The organism is Candidatus Eisenbacteria bacterium (assembly GCA_026388185.1).
In the GTDB taxonomy this organism is placed as follows: Bacteria; Eisenbacteria; RBG-16-71-46; order JAFGJU01; family JAFGJU01; genus JAPLKG01.
In genome coordinates this window covers 69,943-84,560 of sequence record JAPLKG010000017.1, presented here as the reverse complement: position 1 = coordinate 84,560, position 14,618 = coordinate 69,943, and the positions used below count along the sequence as shown (strand labels likewise).

Sequence of the window (14,618 nt, the reverse complement as noted above, 5' to 3'; positions counted from 1 at the left end):
CTATTCCAGGGAAGACTCCATGGCGCGTTCAAGAAATGACACTTTCCTCCTATTTGCCACGCGCATTGTCCGCCTTTTCGCATACGGGTTCTTGTCCATCGCGCTCGTCTTGTACTTGGCGCAAGTCGGCCTGACGACGCAGAAGATAGGCTTGTTGCTGACCTTTGCGCTTGCCGGGGATGCAGCCATTTCCCTGTGGATAACGACGTCCGCCGATCGGCTTGGACGACGTCGGATGCTCGTTTTCGGTGCGGTGCTGATGGTCTTGGCGGGCGTGGTATTTGCGCTGACACGCAATCCCGTATTGCTCATCGCCGCCGCGATTGTGGGTGTCATCAGTCCGAGTGGAAACGAAATCGGGCCCTTTCTTTCGATTGAACAGGCATCACTCTCGCAACTTGTGTCGAACGAGAGGCGCACGCAGGTCTTCGCTTGGTACAACCTGGTGGGTTCCTTTGCCACCGCACTCGGGGCGTTCTTCGGCGGGTTGTTGGCTCAGATTCTGCAAACTTCAGGTTTCACACAACTGGAATCATATCGTGCGGTTCTCATAGGCTATGCGCTCTGCGGTGCGGTACTCGCTTTGCTCTTTCTCCGTCTCTCTCCTTCGACCGAGATCAGCAATCCTGCGGCCGGCCTGCCCGTCAAATGCCTCCTCGGTCTGCATCGTTCGCGAAAGATAGTGATCAGGCTGAGTTCACTCTTCGGCCTCGATGCCTTCGGAGGGGGGTTGATCGTTCAGAGCATCATGGTGTATTGGTTCCACGTCAGATTCGGTGTCGGTATTGGGGTGCTGGGCGGCATCTTCTTTGGTGCGAACATCCTCGCAGGCGTGTCGGCCTTGCTTGCGGCGCGGATCGCGGCCCGGATAGGCCTCGTAAACACGATGGTTTTCACACACATTCCTTCCAACATACTGCTGATTCTTGTTCCTCTGATGCCAACCTTGCCAGCGGCCGTGGTTGTGCTCCTGCTGCGCTTCAGCATTTCACAGATGGACGTGCCCACGCGCCAGTCTTACACGATGGCCGTTGTTGCCCCGGATGAGCGCTCTGCCGCGTCAGGCGTGACGACCATCGCCCGTTCGGTGGGCGCGTCGCTGTCGCCGGCCCTGAGCGGAGTTCTTCTTGCGAACCCGCTGCTCATGAATGTACCGTTTTTCCTGGCGGGCGGTCTGAAGATTATCTACGACCTGCTGTTGTATCGCAGTTTCGGAAGGATAAGGCCTCCCGAGGAGACGCTTCGCGAGGGAAGCGCTCGGAACGGCCGTCTCAAGTAGGTGCAGATGCTCGAGTTCGCACCGCTCCAACGAGGCCGTTTCCTGTTGACTTTCCTGAAGTTTCGTGCTATTATTGGCCAGCTTGGAGAAGACCGAGGCTTTTAAGTTTTGTCTTGATTGGACCGGTCTAACCAGTTCTATTTCAAACTATTGATACTTTAGATTTGCCTGAGGAGGTGAGGAATCCGACTCAACGGATATTGAAGAGAGCTCTTGCCGGGGTTTTTTGGCTTTGGGTGTCATACGGGACATGGTGAAGCGGCGATGCCGATGCGTTCGTGACGCCGTGCGACCGTCTGGGTTGCGCCGGGGACTTTGCGTAGATTGTGCAGTCTTGCACGGGGAAGGAGTTACATGCAATGAAGGCTAAAGTAGTCTTGCTGGTAATGGTCACGTTGTTGCTGTCTGCCTCTGCTGCGTACGCCGTAATAGGGTGGAGCGGGAACGTGTGGCCTTGCAACAATGGTACGTACGCCGAGAACGGGAACATCGACGTGTACATCCAGGTCTATAAGGCAGGTGTGACGGACGCGACCGGGCAGGGCGCCGGCATCAGCGTCACGCTCTACTACAAGCAGGAAGGCGCCGTGAGCTACGAAAGTGTGGCGATGGCTTACAACACTGACATAGGAGACAACGACGAATACAAGGGCACGATCCCGAGTTCCGCTCTGCAGGGTGGTGTCCGGGAAGTCTTTGAGTGCGTGGTCCTCGACGAGAGTGACAATACCACGTGTCCCCCCAACAGTCTTTACGGTTGCGGTGGCGATCAGTGCAGCAACCAGCCTCCGTTCTATCTCAATATTACGGCCGCCACGCGTGTCGACGTCACCGTGAAGTTCAGACTCTGTCTGTCTGACGGCGCCGAGACGACGGGCGACGTATGCGTGACTGGTGACCACACGGAGCTCACCAATTGGGGAGGCAACGTCTTCATGTACGCGCCTTGCCCTGGACCAAGCCCGAAGTACTACGAGGTTGAAGTAATGTTCCCGGCGGGCAGCAATCCTTCCGTCCTGTACAAGTACAAGAAAGACAACTGCAGCACATGGGAGGGCACGGGTAATCACACGTTTGTCATTGACGATTCCAGCTCCTATCAACTGCTTCCGATGGACGGCTGGGAGTACGTAGCCCCTGACTGTCCGACTTGCCCTACGGACGTCAACACCACGACCTGGGGCAAGATAAAGGCCCTCTACAGGTAGCGTTTGCTCGTCGCGAGCGCATGCCTGGGCCGAGACCGCGGACAGGACCGGCACTGGTCTCCACAATTGAAATGGCCGGCCGAACTGGCGCCGGCGAAGTTTGGAGCTGCGGAGAGTGATGCACCCTCCGCAGCTCTTGGTCAAACGTTCACACGGAGGTGATGGTTGATGAAGGGAATGCTCGTAGGCTTCTTGTGTCTGGGCCTTGCTTTGGTCTTTGCCCCGCAGGTTCTCGGATACGGATTCGGGACGCCCGTGATTGACGGTTCCCTCGACGCCTGCTACGGAACGGCGGCGGCCACCGATCAGACTGGAGACGGCAACGGGAATGCCGTCATGGATCTCGTCCAGCTGTACGTCTGTAACGACGCCACTTACTGGTATTTCTATTTTACGATCAATGGCAACATTGATGTCACCAGATGGGGGAAGTACGTAATCTACATAGACACGACAAATGATACTAACGGCGCGACATCCGACGCGTGGGGTCGCAACGTAGTAGTCTCGGCTCCACACAAACCTGAATTTGGCTTTTATACGTGGGTGGACGTCGTGCCCTACGGTACCGGCAACACGCAGGCGTGGCAGTGGGGAGGCACGAGCTGGAGCCAGATCGGTACGCTGGACGGAGCAGCCAGAGGCGTGGGATCTACGTCGGCCCTCGAATGGAAGATCGCGAAGTCCAAGCTCGGGGATCCTTCCGAGATCTGGTGCGAGGCCTGGTCTACTGGCGGAGGTACAGGTGACAACGCGCAGGACACGTCCAACGATCCTCCGGAGGATTGGAATGCGACAGACTGGAGCACCACGGCCGTGTTGCTTTGCTCCACTCACGTGGCGCGGGCAGCCGGCGGTGATGTAACTCCTCCGACCGTCGTCGGCGCTTCGAGCTACGTCGCTCCTCACAATTCGATCCTGGTAGAGTTTAGTGAGCCTGTCGATCTCACTACTTCGCAGACTGCGGGCAATTACACCGTAAATTCCGGGGCCGTGAACGTTCTTACGGCCACCAGAGACGCGGTGGATTTCTCGAAGGTCACGCTCGCGCTCAGCTCGAACCTTTCGTATGGCGGGAGCAATGACGTGCTTGTGACGAACGTGAAAGACGTCGCAGGCAATCCGATCGTCAACAATGGGACGACCAACAAGGCCTGTTTCTGCCTGTCTCGGATGGTCTTCGAAGTTCACATGAACCTGCATCTGCGTTCGCATTCGGTTCCGCCGGACACGCTTGGCATAGAAGGCAACATTTATCCGCTCAACTGGTCTCCCACGTGCGACATCCTCGCAAAGGATGACGGCGTGTCGCCGGACGCCGTGTCCGGCGATAGCCTATACACGGTGGCCGTGGATTTCTCCCGTCCTTCTGACTGCACGACCGGCGTTGACACAACGTGGGTGGAATTCGAGTTTACACACCTGTGCTCGGAATGGGAGGGGCATCACCATTACTACTCTAATCCGGGTCTCACGTGCTCGACCGCCATCGATACCTTCTCGGTGTGGTGGGCGGACGTCGCTCCCGACAACTATACTTCCAAGCCGATCGACGTGATTTTCCGTGTGGACATGAGTTCCAAGAACCCCGCTTCGCAGGACACGGTGGGTGTCGACGGGAGCGAGTATCCGCTCAATTGGAGTGTACCGCCAACCACCTTCATGAAGGATGACGGCGTGTCGCCTGATTCTCTGTCCGGGGACGAGATCTATTCCGTCCAAGTGCGCTTCCCCGTGAACACCTGGAAGACCGTTCAGTACAAGTATCTTTTCAACAGCGCATACGAATGCTCGTTGTCCGGGAATAGAGACGTTTTCCTGAACGACGCCGTATACGACACCGTGGGCGTGAACCCATTGATTCTGCCGGTGGTCTCGTGGGGTGACTACTGCGTGCCGGTCGGAGTAAGTGGAGTTCCCGAGGGACGCGTGCTCAGGCTTGAGCAGAACGTGCCGAACCCGTTCAACCCTGTGACTGCTTTCCAGTTCACACTTCCGAAAGCAGGACGCGCGACTCTTACGGTATACGATGCTGCCGGGAGGGCAGTGAAGATACTCGTTGACGGCAGATTGGATGCGGGTCTGCAAAAGGCAATCTGGGACGGCACTGACTCGAAGGGGACAAGAGTCCCGAGCGGTGTATATTTCTATGAACTGAAGTCAGAGGGCCTACAGACATCCAAGAAGCTTGTGATTGTCTACTGAAAGCAGGCTTGCACGAAAGACAAGCCTGCGAGAACTTGGTCCAGGGGCCGGTTTTTCAGTTTCCCGAGGCCAAAGATGGGACCGGTTGAACAGCCGGTCCCATCTTTCATTGTCAGGCCCTCTTGCAGCCGCTTTTCCGCAAACGGTCTCGTTTCGTCCGCCGCCGGTCCTTGCCCAATGACTGCGAAACCCTCCTAAACATCACTTTTCCGCGAGGGCTCTCACTGCCCGCCCCATCTGCTACTCAAGAAACAACACCAGGCCGCTCTTGGGCTCCAGGGCAGGAACCGTGAGCTTTGCCTTTTCGATCCTGAATGATCTGTCTGTCAGAGCGTCTCTGAGGAGTCTCGACCCGGGAGCGTCTGCCGGCTCGAAAGCCTTGAGCTTCGACAGGTCGATTTCCACGGGTTGTTTGGAAACGTCGTTGTTTATCACGACGACGGCCAATTCAGTTCCATTATCTCTCGCAAACGCATAGAGCTTTCGGTTCCTGTCCGCAAGCAGCGTGAGGTAGTCACCGTAGCGCAAGCTGGGATGATTGTCTCTCAACGCCACGAGCTTCCTATAGGTTTCGAGAAGCTTTCTGTTCTGTTTCTGCGGGTCCCACTTGAAAGTCTTCCGGCAACCCGGGTCCTTTTCCCCGGTGAGTCCTATCTCGTCGCCGTAGTAGATGCAGGGAGAACCGGGGTAGGTCATCTGAAAAAGAACCGCCAGTTTCATCTTCCTCGCGTCGCCGCCGCAGAGCGTAAGGAATCGCTCCGTATCGTGGCTCCCGATCAGATTCAACATGACGCCATTCGCTGCGTCCGGATAGTCCATTCTCAGAATTCCCAGGACTTCGTCGAAGCGCTCCGGATCAGTCTCCGCGGTCGCAAAGAAATCAATGAGAGCCGTCCTGAATCTGTAATTCATCACCGCGTCGAATTCGTCACCCTTGAGCCACGGAGCCCCGTTGTCCCAGATCTCGCCCACTATGTACTTGTCTTTATCAATAGACTTGGTCACCTTCCGGAATTCCTTCCAGAAGTCGTGAGGAACTTCGTTCGGAACATCGAGCCTCCAGCCGTCGATTCCGACTTGGCGCGCCCAGAAGTCGTCCACGCCGAAGATGTATTTTCTAACCTCCGGGCTGTTGGTGTTCAATTTGGGCAAGTCCCCGTAGCCCCACCAGCATTCGTAGTTCGGTTTGGGGTCCTTGACGACTGGGAATCCGTGGAACGTGTACCAATTCACGTATTTGGAGGCAGGCCCATTCTTAACGACGTCCTGGAAGGCCCAGAACTCGTACCCGGAGTGATTGAAGACGCCGTCCAGTATGATCCTGATGTCTCTCTTGTGAGCTTGCTCCAGGAGGTTTCTGAGCGTCTCGACCGTACCGAAGTGCGGGTCGATCTTCATGTAGTCCGAAGTGTTGTACTTGTGGTTGGAAGTGGCCTCGAATATCGGATTGAAGTAGATCGCTCCTATTCCCAGACTGTCCAGGTAGCCAAGGCCGTCCATGACGCCCTGGAGATCTCCACCGAAGAAATTGAAGTTTGCCGGCGCCGCGTCCCACGTTTCCACCCCCGGAGGGTCGTTGGTGGAGTCTCCGTTTCTGAATCGTTCGGGGAATATCTGATAGAAGACTCGACCGACCGCCCAAGTTGGTGTGAAGAAGGTAAGAGAATCCGCAAAGTTCATGACGAAGGGCCGGCAGTCGTCAAGATTGGACGAACAGGAGTCGCTCGAGGAATAGTAGAGTTCACACGAACCGTCGCGCAGCTTGAAGGCGTATTCCGCTGGAGAGGAGACACTCGGTATCCACGCTCTGAAGTACTCGAAAATCCCATCCTGAGCGAACCATTTCATCGGAACTTCGCGAACGCCTTTTCCGGGCGAGAGAAGCACGGAGCAGTACTCGAGGTCGCCCTTCTTGACTCTGAGTCTCAGAGAAATCGTGGTGCTGTCAGTCCACTGTGCGTAGGGGAGTTCCGTTGCATGATAGACGGCTTCTACGAGTATCCTGCTGTCACCCTTGCCGGCGGATTGCCTGAAGCGCTCGTAGTCGCCCACTTTGAGCACAGAATTGAAGCCCCCGAAACCGTCCGGTGATTTGAGCTGCTGGTTGGGGTCACTGAACCAGTTCTCGTCGTCGACCACAAACTTGTAGTGATACTCTCCCTCGAGTAGTTCGATGGTCGCAGTCCAGGCGCCCTTGGTCGCGTCAAACTCCATGGGTTGGGCGGTGCGGCTCCAATTATTGAAACTACCGGCGAGAGTGACAGTCTTCGCAGAGACCGGGGGCGAAAAAGAGAAAGCGACCGGGAATCTCCTGGCAGCATCCGAGGACGACGCGATCGTTGCGAATAATAGCGCCACGAATAGGGCCAACACGATTCGATTTGTCTTCACCTGTACCTCCCTGTGCGTTTTGAGAGTTGTTCTCTCACAGTGTGACGGGGCGTGCGTCGCACGCCCGAACGCCAATTCTGCCACACACGGCACGCTTGTGGCCACAACAATGTTGAGGCCGTTTTCTCTTGACTGTGGTGGCGTTCTTTGTTCCAATCTGTCCGTTCTTGACGCATCACTTGGAGAATCCTTGTCGGGGAGGGTATATGCTTTCCTTCTTCATACTCCTTGCGTACGTGGCCTGTCTTATTCCCGTGTTGGTTTCGGCAAAAAAAGGGAGCGTCGCGCGGGGCCACGTTGCAGCCTCTGCGCTGCTTGCCGGCGCGCTGACCATTTTTCTCGTCTCACTGCGCATCTACACCGAGGTCTTGTGGTTTCAAGAACTGGGCCAGGCGCAAAGATACTGGACCGTCTTTTGGACGAGACTCCTCTTGTTTGTGGCGGGCTTCCTTGTGAGCATTCTGTTCCTCCATGCACAAATGCGGCTGACCAGAGCGGGTCTTGCTCCCGAGATAGGTCAGAGGATGAGAGTCGCTCACGGAATCTACCTCTTGTACGCCGCTCTCGTCTCAATCTCGCTCGGCAGTTCGAGCGCGGCATGGTGGGAGAAAGTACTTCTCTACCGGAATCAAGTTCCGTTCGGAGTGAGCGATCCGATTTTCGGAAAGGACGTGTCGTTTTTCGTTTTCGCACTGCCTTTCTACTCCAGGTTGAGTTCCTACGTCCTGAGCCTGCTGATCTTCTCCACGCTCGGCGTTCTCGGGCTCTACGCCATTCAGTTGGGCCTGAGAGCAGTGGGTATCGGCAGAAGGGCCAGCCTTGTCTTTGAGGACCAGGCTCCGGTTCGACGCCGGGATACACTGTTCCGACTCGTCACGCATCTCTCCATCCAAGGCGTTCTATTCGTGTGCTTGTTCATATTCCAGACCGTGCTCGCCATATGGAATCTTGTGTACTCAAGAAGAGGGGCCGTGTTCGGTGCCGGTTTCACGGACGTTCATTTCCAGGTGGGCGCTTACAAGTTCTTCATCGCCGCCCTGATTCTGGTGGGAGTCGCTTTCATTGTGTCTGCCGCGAGCCGCTCCCATCGCAAGACGTTTGCGGGCGCGGGGCTTGCGTTTGGAGTACTCATTCTCACATGGCTGATCGGAGTGAACGCCGTTCCGGCCATCGTCCAGCATTACTCGGTGAGTCCGAACGAGTTGGACAAGGAGAGGCCGTACATCGAGTACAACATAGCATACACGAGAAAGGCCTACGGCCTCGATAGCACGAGGACAAAGGTGGCGCAGTTTCCAGTCAAGGACGGCATCACGCCGGCCAATCTTGTGGACGACGCCGCCACTCTGCAGAGCATCAGGCTGTGGGACTGGAGAGTGCTTGAGGCTACGTACAATCAAAACCAGTCGTTTCGGCTTTACTACAGATTCCTTGACGTTGACATAGATCGCTATCAAATAGGCGGGATTCCGGTTCAGGTCATGCTTTCCGCCAGGGAGTTGGACCAGAGGAGGCTTGCCGAGCAATCAAAGACGTGGCAGAACCTGAGGCTCGTATACACTCACGGCTACGGCGGTTGCCTAAATCCGGTCAACATCTTCACGCCCGAAGGGCTTCCGGAATACTGGGCAAAGGACATCCCACCGGTGGGCAAGACTCCAGAGCTCTCACTCGACAGGCCCGAGATATATTTCGGCGAAGCTCCCAACTCGCACGTCTTCGTCAAGACCAGCCATCCCGAGTTTGACTACCCGCGTGGGGCCGAGAACGTCACCACTTTTTACAAAGGCAAGGGTGGCGTGTCGATCGGGAGTGGTCTCAGGAAATTGGCGTTTGCCTTGCGGTTTGATGGACTGCGGCTCTTGACGGCAAAGGAGCTTGGCCCCGAGAGCAGAATCATGTTCAGAAGGTGCATACAGGAGAGAATCCCGGCGTTGGCGCCCTTCCTGGAATACGATCACGACCCATACCAGGTGATGGCGGACGGCAAGATCTGGTTCATGTGGGACGCGTACACCGTGTCCGACCACTATCCGTACGCCGAGCGCCACTTGTTGGCTGGATCAAGTGCGGGCAGCGTAAACTATATCAGGAATTCGGTGAAGGCCGTCATCAACAGCTACGACGGAACGGTCGACTTCTACGTTTTTGAGGATTCTGATCCTGTGATTCGCGCCTACGCGAGAGCGTTTCCCGGACTCTTCAAGTCACGGGAAGAGATGCCGCAATCCCTCAAGGCCCACGTTCGCTACCCGGAGGACCTCCTCAAGATACAGGCGGACATCTACGCAACGTATCACATGAATGACCCCAACGTCTTCTACAACAGGGAAGACGCGTGGGAGATCGCGCAGGAGACTCATCAGGGAGACACCAGAGAAATGCTTCCGTACTACGTGGTCATCACGGTTCCGGGGGAGAAGAGGCAGGAGTTCATTCAGATGATTCCGTTCACGCCTCTCACAACGGATCCGAGTAACCCCAAGAACAACATGGTCGCGTGGCTGGCAGGACGGTGCGACGGCGACGAGTACGGTCAGATTGTCGTCTACGAGTTTCCGAAGGACAGGCTTGTTTACGGGCCGATGCAGATCGAGATACGCCTCAATCAGAATGACACGATAAGCAAGGACTTCACTCTCTGGAACCAACAGGGGTCTCGGGTGATTCAGGGGAACCTTCTTGTGATACCGCTTTCAGACCACAGGTTGCTGTACGTACAGCCCATCTACCTCCAGGCCACGGTGGGCAAGATGCCCGAGCTCAAGCGTGTCGTGGTGGCCTCCGGAGAGAATCTTGCCTACGCTACTTCGTTCGGCGCCGCCATCGACCAGCTCTTGCAGCGCCCCGAAGGCGCCGCTCCTGACGCGAGTGGTCGCCTCGAACCCCTGACGCTGAGTGAGCAGGCCCGCAGCGCACTGGAGCACTTCAGGAAGTATCAGCAGCTGACAGGGCAGGGGAAGATCACGGAAGCGGGCGCCGAGCTAGAGCGCATGAGAACGATTCTGGAAGGCCTACAGAAGACGACCGGACGCTGAGCTTCTTGCGAGTACTCGAAGACGTCGAGAGAAGTGACGGAGCGCTGACGTCGCGGAGAGACGCCGAGAATTCTACGAAGGTGACAGGACCCGATTCTCGCGGTATAATTGTTGCAGAACACATCGAAAGCTCTTGGCCAGCGTCTGTCCCACATCGCGGGAGTCCGGCCGGTCGTGAAAGCTTCCATCCTGTCGACAGCATTAGTGATTCTGCTTGCCGGCGTCTGTCTTTGTCCGGATCGGTTGGCCGGCGCGGTTATCACCGACCTGTTTGACCCGACCGGCGACGACCACGGCCCGGGAACCTACGTTTACCCCTCGAACAGCGCATTCACCTCGAGTTCCTTTGACGTCACCAGGTTCCAGGTGAGCACCGGCGCCAGTCAGGTGTACTTCGTCGTGAAGGTGGCGGCGGCGGTCAGCGATCCATGGAATTCCGGCGCAGGCTTTAGCTTACAGAATATTGATATCTACATTGACAAGGATGGGATTGAAGGCTCGGGCGCCACGTGGACTCTTGCAGGCAGGAACGCGCGTATCTCTCCGGTCAATGCGTGGGAAGTCATGCTCTGGTGCGCGCCGCCTTTCGACGACTTCCGCAGCATGATCGTTTACCCGGGCGGCGGCACTGACACAACGGGCGTGAGGGTCGCCGTGAATCAGAGTGACGGTGAGATCACGTTGACCGTCCCGAAGCAGACGATCGGGACGCCGACTTCGGCGTGGCGTTACGTTGTGCTCATGCTGGGCCAGAACGGGTACGAGACCGGCAGGGTGCGGCAAGTGAGACGCACGCGGGATGAGTGGAACTTCGGTGGAGGGGACGACGGAGACAGCGATTCGAACATAATCGACGTGGTGACCGTGCAAGGGCTTTCACAGGAAGGCATGCTCTCCGGCTACGACGCTGCCACGTCCCAGGTGTGCGTGCTGTTCGCTGAACCCGACAGTGTGATCCCTTCCATAGTCCACACGCCCGTGGCAGAGGCCGTGGCGAACCATCCGGTCGTGATGGAGGCGACGGTCATCGACAGCGTTGTGGCAAGCGTGGAGGTCCGCTATAGACGGGCAGGTGAGACGCTGTTCAATCGAAGCGAGCTCGCGAGGGGCGGGCTCCAATACTGGGAGGGAAGCATCCCGGGCGAGGCCGTTCAAGAGGGTACTGTCGAATACTATCTGTTCGCCTCAGACGGGCTCTTTTCTTCCACCTTGCCCGCCGACACACTTCACCCTTTTACAATCACAGTGAGTCCCGACACTGGTACTACCCCTCCGAAACAAGTGGACGCCATCTTTCTTTTTCACTTGAACCAGAATCTCGTCCCGTACTCGAAGGTGGCCTCGACGGCCTGCTACGTCGGTCTTCTTGAGACGCTGAGGGCCCACCCCACTCTGAAATTCATGATCCACGTGTCGGGTTGCCTGCTGCACAGTCTTCTTCGGCTCGACGACAGGGTGATTGATCTCATCAAGGACGGGGTCGAGGAAGGTCAATTTGAGATCGTGGGGAGCACGTACGCGCAGAACATTATGTATTCCACGCGGAGCGATTCGACCGATTTTCAATTCAACGACGAGCAGATAAGGACTCACAAGAGGCTGATTGAGAAGATCTTCGGCGTTTCTCCCGTGAGCTTCTGGAATCCCGAGCGTACCTGGACGCAGAACTTCGTTCGTCTTCTCGCCGACAACGGATACGAGAACGTTCAGGTGGAGGACCACATACTCTTCGACAGCGGGATTAGTGGGAGCGAATATCTCGTCAGGAGCACGTCGTACGAGGGAAGGAGCGTGAACGTGTTCGATGACGACAAGTCTTTCGAGGGGACCGTCAACTACGCGATAGACAGCGGGAACTACCAGGCCGTGTTGGATTTCCTCCACGACCGCTACGACGAAGACGTCAACGACAGGTTCGCCGTGTGCTATCACGAAGACGCAGAGGCCACGGGTCTCTGGGATTACGAGAACGGCGAAGATCCCTCCGTCGACTGGGCCAATCTCGACGCGCTGCTCACGGCCCTTGAATCGGATGCCGAGGTCAAGGTGACCACGTATTCGGAGTTTGTGAGTAGCAACGGAGCGTCTTCTTCCGTCGCGAGGATTGTGGACGGCGCCGCCGAATGGATGGGCGGCTCGGCCTGGTTCGCGGAAAACGCCGGCGCGACGGGGAATGCGTACAGGGCGTTTTTTGACCAGATTAGAGATACGCTGAACGTCGTGAGGCAGGAGATTGCCTCGGCGGCGCCCGATACCGCTTCGGCCTCCGAGCTTCTCTCGCACGCATGGTTTGACTTGATAGCGCACCAATACGAGTTTCTCGTTCACGGCGAAGCGACCCACACCGGCTACGTCGACTGGGACATGGCGCGGTCGGCCTACGTTGCGGCCAGGGCCGCGCGGGAGGCGCTTCTCAATCGAAGCGAGGAATACGTAGAGGATCTGAACCGGGACGGAGTCGATGAAGTCGTCGTCACGAGCGGCACGCAAATGCTCGTGTTCTCACGGAAGGGCGGCAAGCTTCTTTACTGGTTTGATCTGGCGGAAGGGGTGGAGGAGATCGGAGACGAGAACTTCCTTTACTACAACGAGCCCTTTGTGGACGAAGCGCACTACGTTCCCAGGCTTGTTGGCGGTAAGGACGTTTATGCCTGGCTTTCGGGGAACAACATCTTTCCTGAGGTGTTCGACTGGGAATTCGAAGTCAGGCGCCGTGCTTTCGAAGATTCGATTCTCGTTGACGCTGCCTACGCCGGGGACATACGAGATGCCGAGTTCTCCGCTTCTCTTGCCGAGGGGGCAGTCGACTTGGGTTACGAATGTTCGGATTTCAGCCTGACAAAGTCCTTTTCTCTTGACGACAGCACTCTTCAGGTGGCCTACAAGATCTTCAACAAGCGAGCGTATGCGAGAGTGTTCGACCTGCACGTGGAGACTGCGTTCTGTCCGGCGTGTCTCGAGGCCATGGACACAGGTGTGGACGCTCTCAAGTACTGGACGGGCAGCGATACCGTGTCCTATGTGGATCCAGACGTGATAGGCGTAATGAACACTTCGACCGACGACGCGATGAGTTTCGAGTTTGTCTCGCAGCCTGAGAGTATTCGGGGCGAAGATTGCGTCTTCGGACTCGAGTTGACCCCCGAGTTCAGCGCCACCATTGCCGGTCAGGACCAGGCGATATTCAGTTTCAAAGTGACAAGAAGCCGTCAGAATGTTCACGTATCGCACGAGAGTCCTCGTGTGCCTGCAGGGATCTTCCTCACGGCGTGCGTACCCAACCCCTTTGTTGCTTCGACAGAAGTGAGTTTTCTCGTCGGCCCTGGTGACGATTCTCCAGACCGTCCACCTCACGTGTCACTCAGAGTGTTTGACGTGACCTCGAGGTTTGTTGCGACGCTTTTTGAAGGGAACTTGCCGTCCGGCACTTACGGCGTCACGTGGAACGGAACGAACGAAAAAGGGAAAGAGGTTCCCTCCGGCATCTATTTCCTGCGTCTCGAGGGAGACGGCGAGACCGTGAATGCCAAATTGGTGAAACTCGACTAGCGAGTCGAGACGGGCGAACGCTCGGGAAGGTCGTCGCTTGACAGGAGGCAGGCGAGGCAAATGGAAAAGATTATGTTGTCAATGCAGTCGGACGGGAAGGGTAGGGCGAGCGGCGCCTTTCCTCCCACCACCACGCTTGCGGCGTTGGCGCGGGCAAGCACCGTCTGAGCCATGTAAATGCCGTTGGCCACTTCGATCGAGCTGGCTACGAGCAACTCTGCCTTGCCGGCCACCTTTCCGGTCGCCCCCTTTTCCCTTGCCACCTGCTCGACGAGCGCCACGTCAAAGGAGAGCGGTCCGTCCACGTCGGCTCCCGTTATCTCTCCTGCCCCGGCCAGCTTCGCAATCTCCGCACTCTCCACCGTCACGGACATGCCCGGGTACACCTGCTCCACGGCTGCCAAAAGGGCGACCCGAGGGTAGCTCATCCCAAGGGCCCGGCATACTCTGAGACCGTTTCTGATGATCGCGAGCCTCGTCCTGATGTCGGGCCTCGGATTCACGAACCCGTCAGAGACGACGAGAATTCGCCCCAGAGACGTCGCGTCAAGCACGGCCACTTGTGATAGATCCGAAACGTTTTCGCCTGAGCCGGCAAGCGAGATTGCTCGATGTGTGTCCTCGAGCGAGAGTAGATCGCCGCGAACAACAAAATGGAAGGGCGTCTCGCCTCCCGGCTTTTCTCCACAAAGACACTGTGAGAGTTCTCGGACAGGATCGTCTGTCCGGACGAATTCGTAGCACGTGTCCCCGAGGAGAGACTCGATTGTGTCGACGGCTGCTCCGCCGCCATAGACGCGGAATTCAACCGGCAAGAGCGCGGCCGCTGCCTTGAGAGCCAGAAGGGTGTCTTCTCCGGGTGAGAAAACCGCACCGCGAAGTCTGTCCTTCTTCTTTCCGCTTGAAAGCAGAACTGTAACTTCGTTGAGAGTCTTCACGTACCGATCC

At 57.0% G+C, this 14,618-nt stretch carries 7 protein-coding genes; 5 read left to right on the top strand and 2 right to left on the bottom strand.

Translation table 11 applies throughout. From position 1 onward, the window contains the following. Positions 1 to 19 precede the first annotated feature (19 nt). The 3 genes from NTX17_09440 (at position 20) to NTX17_09430 (ending at position 4,692) form a co-directional block, all read left to right on the top strand. On the top strand, positions 20 to 1,279 hold the full coding sequence (locus tag NTX17_09440; protein ID MCX5801594.1) for an MFS transporter: 1,260 nt from the start codon (positions 20 to 22) through the stop codon (positions 1,277 to 1,279). Between the two features lie 359 nt (positions 1,280 to 1,638). Continuing rightward, a complete protein-coding gene (locus NTX17_09435; GenBank protein MCX5801593.1) occupies positions 1,639 to 2,487 on the top strand; it encodes a hypothetical protein in 849 nt (282 codons plus the stop codon). A 168-nt stretch (positions 2,488 to 2,655) separates the two neighbouring features. Then, a complete protein-coding gene (locus tag NTX17_09430; GenBank protein MCX5801592.1) occupies positions 2,656 to 4,692 on the top strand; it encodes an Ig-like domain-containing protein in 2,037 nt (678 codons plus the stop codon). A gap of 240 nt (positions 4,693 to 4,932) precedes the next feature. Here NTX17_09430 and NTX17_09425 read toward each other — a convergent pair whose 3' ends face one another. Continuing rightward, a complete protein-coding gene (locus tag NTX17_09425) occupies positions 4,933 to 7,083 on the bottom strand; it encodes an alpha amylase N-terminal ig-like domain-containing protein (protein MCX5801591.1) in 2,151 nt (716 codons plus the stop codon). Between the two features lie 206 nt (positions 7,084 to 7,289). Here NTX17_09425 and NTX17_09420 point away from each other — a divergent pair, with 206 nt between their 5' ends. Together NTX17_09420 and NTX17_09415 are read left to right on the top strand one after the other, a co-directional pair. Beyond that, positions 7,290 to 10,121: a UPF0182 family protein gene (locus NTX17_09420; GenBank protein MCX5801590.1), complete on the top strand. Its 2,832-nt coding sequence runs from the start codon at positions 7,290 to 7,292 to the stop codon at positions 10,119 to 10,121. 174 nt (positions 10,122 to 10,295) lie between these two features. Further along, complete coding sequence (locus tag NTX17_09415) at positions 10,296 to 13,670, top strand: hypothetical protein (GenBank protein ID MCX5801589.1); 3,375 nt, start codon at positions 10,296 to 10,298, stop codon at positions 13,668 to 13,670. Here NTX17_09415 and NTX17_09410 read toward each other — a convergent pair. Continuing rightward, positions 13,667 to 14,608 (bottom strand): phosphate acyltransferase, encoded by a 942-nt coding sequence (locus NTX17_09410; protein MCX5801588.1) that lies wholly within the window; start codon positions 14,606 to 14,608, stop codon positions 13,667 to 13,669. The two genes, NTX17_09415 and NTX17_09410, sit on opposite strands and share 4 nt — an antisense overlap. Positions 14,609 to 14,618: the final 10 nt, after the last annotated feature.